Raw genomic sequence first — 2,613 nt, 5'->3', positions numbered from 1 at the left:
CGGCCCAGCAGGTCGTCGCCGGAGGCATCACGCCGGGTGGGGAGGAGGTCGCCGAGCAACGCAGGCACATGACATTCTCTCGCAGGCGCGGCTGTGGCGCAGGTGCGTCATAGCCCTTGCCCGACGCTGGGGCCCGCGCTACCTTCGACACATGACCTCGACGCCTTCGCTCCGCGTGCCGTCGATGCGTGCCGCCAGTGCCGCCCGGCGCTGCGCCTGTTGTTGTTGATTCCCGCCTGTCCCCACTGCTGACCCGCCGGCCCTCGCCGGTGACGCTTCACTCACAACCTCGCCGGCCAGGCCGCGCGAGTTCCGGCGCCAGACCCGGTTGATCCGGGGGCGCCCACGGTATCGCTCCATGACGCTGTTCCGTCCGTTGTCCATCGCCGCACTCGCGGCCGTGCTCCTCGCGTCGCCGTCGCTGGCCCAGGACGCCGCTGGCGCTTTCCCTCCGGGCAATCCGCCCGACGTGCAGGACTGGCGTCAGCAGTACGAGCAGACCCTGCGCGAGGACTACGGCTGGCTCAGTGTCGCCGGACTCACGTTTCTCCCGGACGGCACCTACGTGATCGGGAGCGCGCCGGGCAGCGACATCCCGCTTCCAGCTGGCCATGCCCCCGAGAAGGTGGGCACGGTCGTGGTCGCCGGCGGCGTCGCGACGTTGCGGCTCGAGTCCGGCGTCCAGGCGCAGCTGAACGGCGAACCCGCGCCCGCGGAGGTCGTGCTGAAGAAGGCGGAGCGTGGCGCGCCTGGCCAGCCGTCGACGCCGCCCGACAAGGTGCGTGTCGGCAAGGTGGAGTTCCACCTGCATGAGAGTGGGCCCCGCCTCGCGATGCGCGTGCGCGACCCGGAGTCGCCGATCCGCATCGGGTTCCAGGGGCCGAAGTGGTTCGCCGCGTCGGAGGCGGCGCGCGTGGTCGCGACCCTCAAGCCGTACGAGGAGCCGAAGACCGTGGAGGTGCGCAACATCCTCGGTGACCCCGAGCCGTACCAGTCGCCCGGCCAGCTGGAATTCACGTGGGAGGGGCGGAAGGTGCGGGTGCTGGTCTTCACGGCCGCCAAGGGGCGGCTGCAGGTCATCTTCCGCGATGCGGCGTTCGGGCGCGAGACGTACGGCACCCGCTACGTGTACGCCGAGCCCACGGGAGACGGCCGCTACGTGATCGACTTCAACCGCGCCTACAACCCGCCCTGCGCGTACAACCCGTACACGACGTGCCCGACGCCGCCGTCGCAGAACGTGCTGAAGGTGGCCATCCGCGCCGGCGAGAAGATCTACGACGGCCCCGCCGCGCACGCCTCACGCTGAGGGGGCAGGCCTGGGCTCGGTCGGGGCTCGGTCCGGGCGTGCGGCGCGCTACCATAGCGGCACATGCAACAGTCGTTACTCAAGGGGCCGACCCCGCAGGCCTCGCGCCGCGGTGTCGCCGTGGTGGTCGTCGCCGCCCTCGGGCTGCTGACGACCCTGACGCTCACCGCGCAGGCGCCCCGAGGGCGCCGCGACCCGGATGCGGGCGCCGACTTCTCGCCGAAGCCCCCGGTGCAGGCGTTGAGCCCGACGGAGCAGGCACGCCGCTTCATCCTGCCCCCCGGGTACCGCATGGAACTCGTGCTGGCCGAACCGGTGGTCGAGAACCCGGTGGCGGTCGCCTTCGACGGCAACGGTCGCCTGTACGTCGCGGAGATGCGCGGCTACATGCCCGATGCGGATGGCACGAACCAGCACGCGCCCGTCAGCCGCATCAGCCTCCACGAGAGCACGAAGGGCGACGGTACCTACGACCGCCACACGGTCTTCATCGACAAGCTCGTGCTGCCCAGGTTCATCCTCCCGCTCGACGGCAGCATCGTCACGATGGAGACCGACAGCGACGACATGTACGAGTACCGCGACACCGACGGCGACGGCGTCGCGGATCGCAAGACGCTCTTCTACAGTGGCGTCGGCCGCCGCGGCAATCTCGAGCACCAGCAGAGCGGCTTCGTGTGGGGCCTCGACAACTGGATCTACAGCACCTACAACGCTTTCCGCATCCGCTGGACGCCGTCGGGCATCCGGAAGGAGACCACCGGTCGCAACGGCGGCCAGTGGGGGCTCACGCAGGACGATGCCGGGAAGATGTGGTTCGTGGATGCGGGCGGCGAGCGCGGCCCCATGAACTTCCAGGTGCCCATCCACTACGGCTCGTTCTCGGTGCGCGATCAGTTCGAGCCGGGCTTCGAGGAGGTGTGGCCGGTGGCCCTGGGCTACGCGGACGTGCAGGGCGGCATGCCCCGCGTGCGGACCCCCATCGGCACGCTGAACCACTTCACCGCGACCTGCGGCCCCGACATCGTCCGTGGCCATCGCCTGCCGGACGATCTCCGCGGTGACCTGCTGTTTGCCGAGCCCGTCGGGCGCCTGATCCGCCGCGCGAAGATCAGCGTCACCGACGGGCTCACGCAACTGCGCAACGCGTACCCGGGATCGGAGTTCGTCCTCAGCTCCGACCCGTTGTTCCGGCCCGTGAACCTCGCCACCGCTCCCGACGGGACCGTGTTCGTCGCGGACATGTACCACGGCATCATCCAGGAATCGAACTGGACGAAGCCGGGCACGTACCTGCGCAAGAA

General features: G+C 70.1%; 1 protein-coding gene and 1 pseudogene. Both read left to right on the top strand.

Translation table 11 applies throughout. The annotated features are described in order from the left end of the window. Positions 1-358: 358 nt before the first annotated feature. Positions 359-1,309, top strand: a complete 951-nt coding sequence (locus ACIRDX_RS22760) for a DUF1684 domain-containing protein (RefSeq protein WP_396627698.1) — start codon at positions 359-361, stop codon at positions 1,307-1,309. A gap of 63 nt (positions 1,310-1,372) precedes the next feature. Further along, positions 1,373-2,613 (top strand): annotated as a pseudogene (locus ACIRDX_RS22755) (hypothetical protein); the annotation flags it as partial.

Origin of the sequence: Luteitalea sp. (genome assembly GCF_044337415.1) — a bacterium.
Lineage (GTDB): Bacteria > Acidobacteriota > Vicinamibacteria > Vicinamibacterales > Vicinamibacteraceae > Luteitalea.
The sequence above is the reverse complement of the archived record's forward strand: the minus strand, read 5'-3'. Positions and strand labels throughout refer to the sequence as shown.

Excerpts from the sequence above, each read along its gene's own strand:
- ACIRDX_RS22760 (WP_396627698.1), top strand. The coding sequence starts at position 359 with ATGACGCTGTTCCGTCCGTTGTCCATCGCCGCACTCGCGGCCGTGCTC.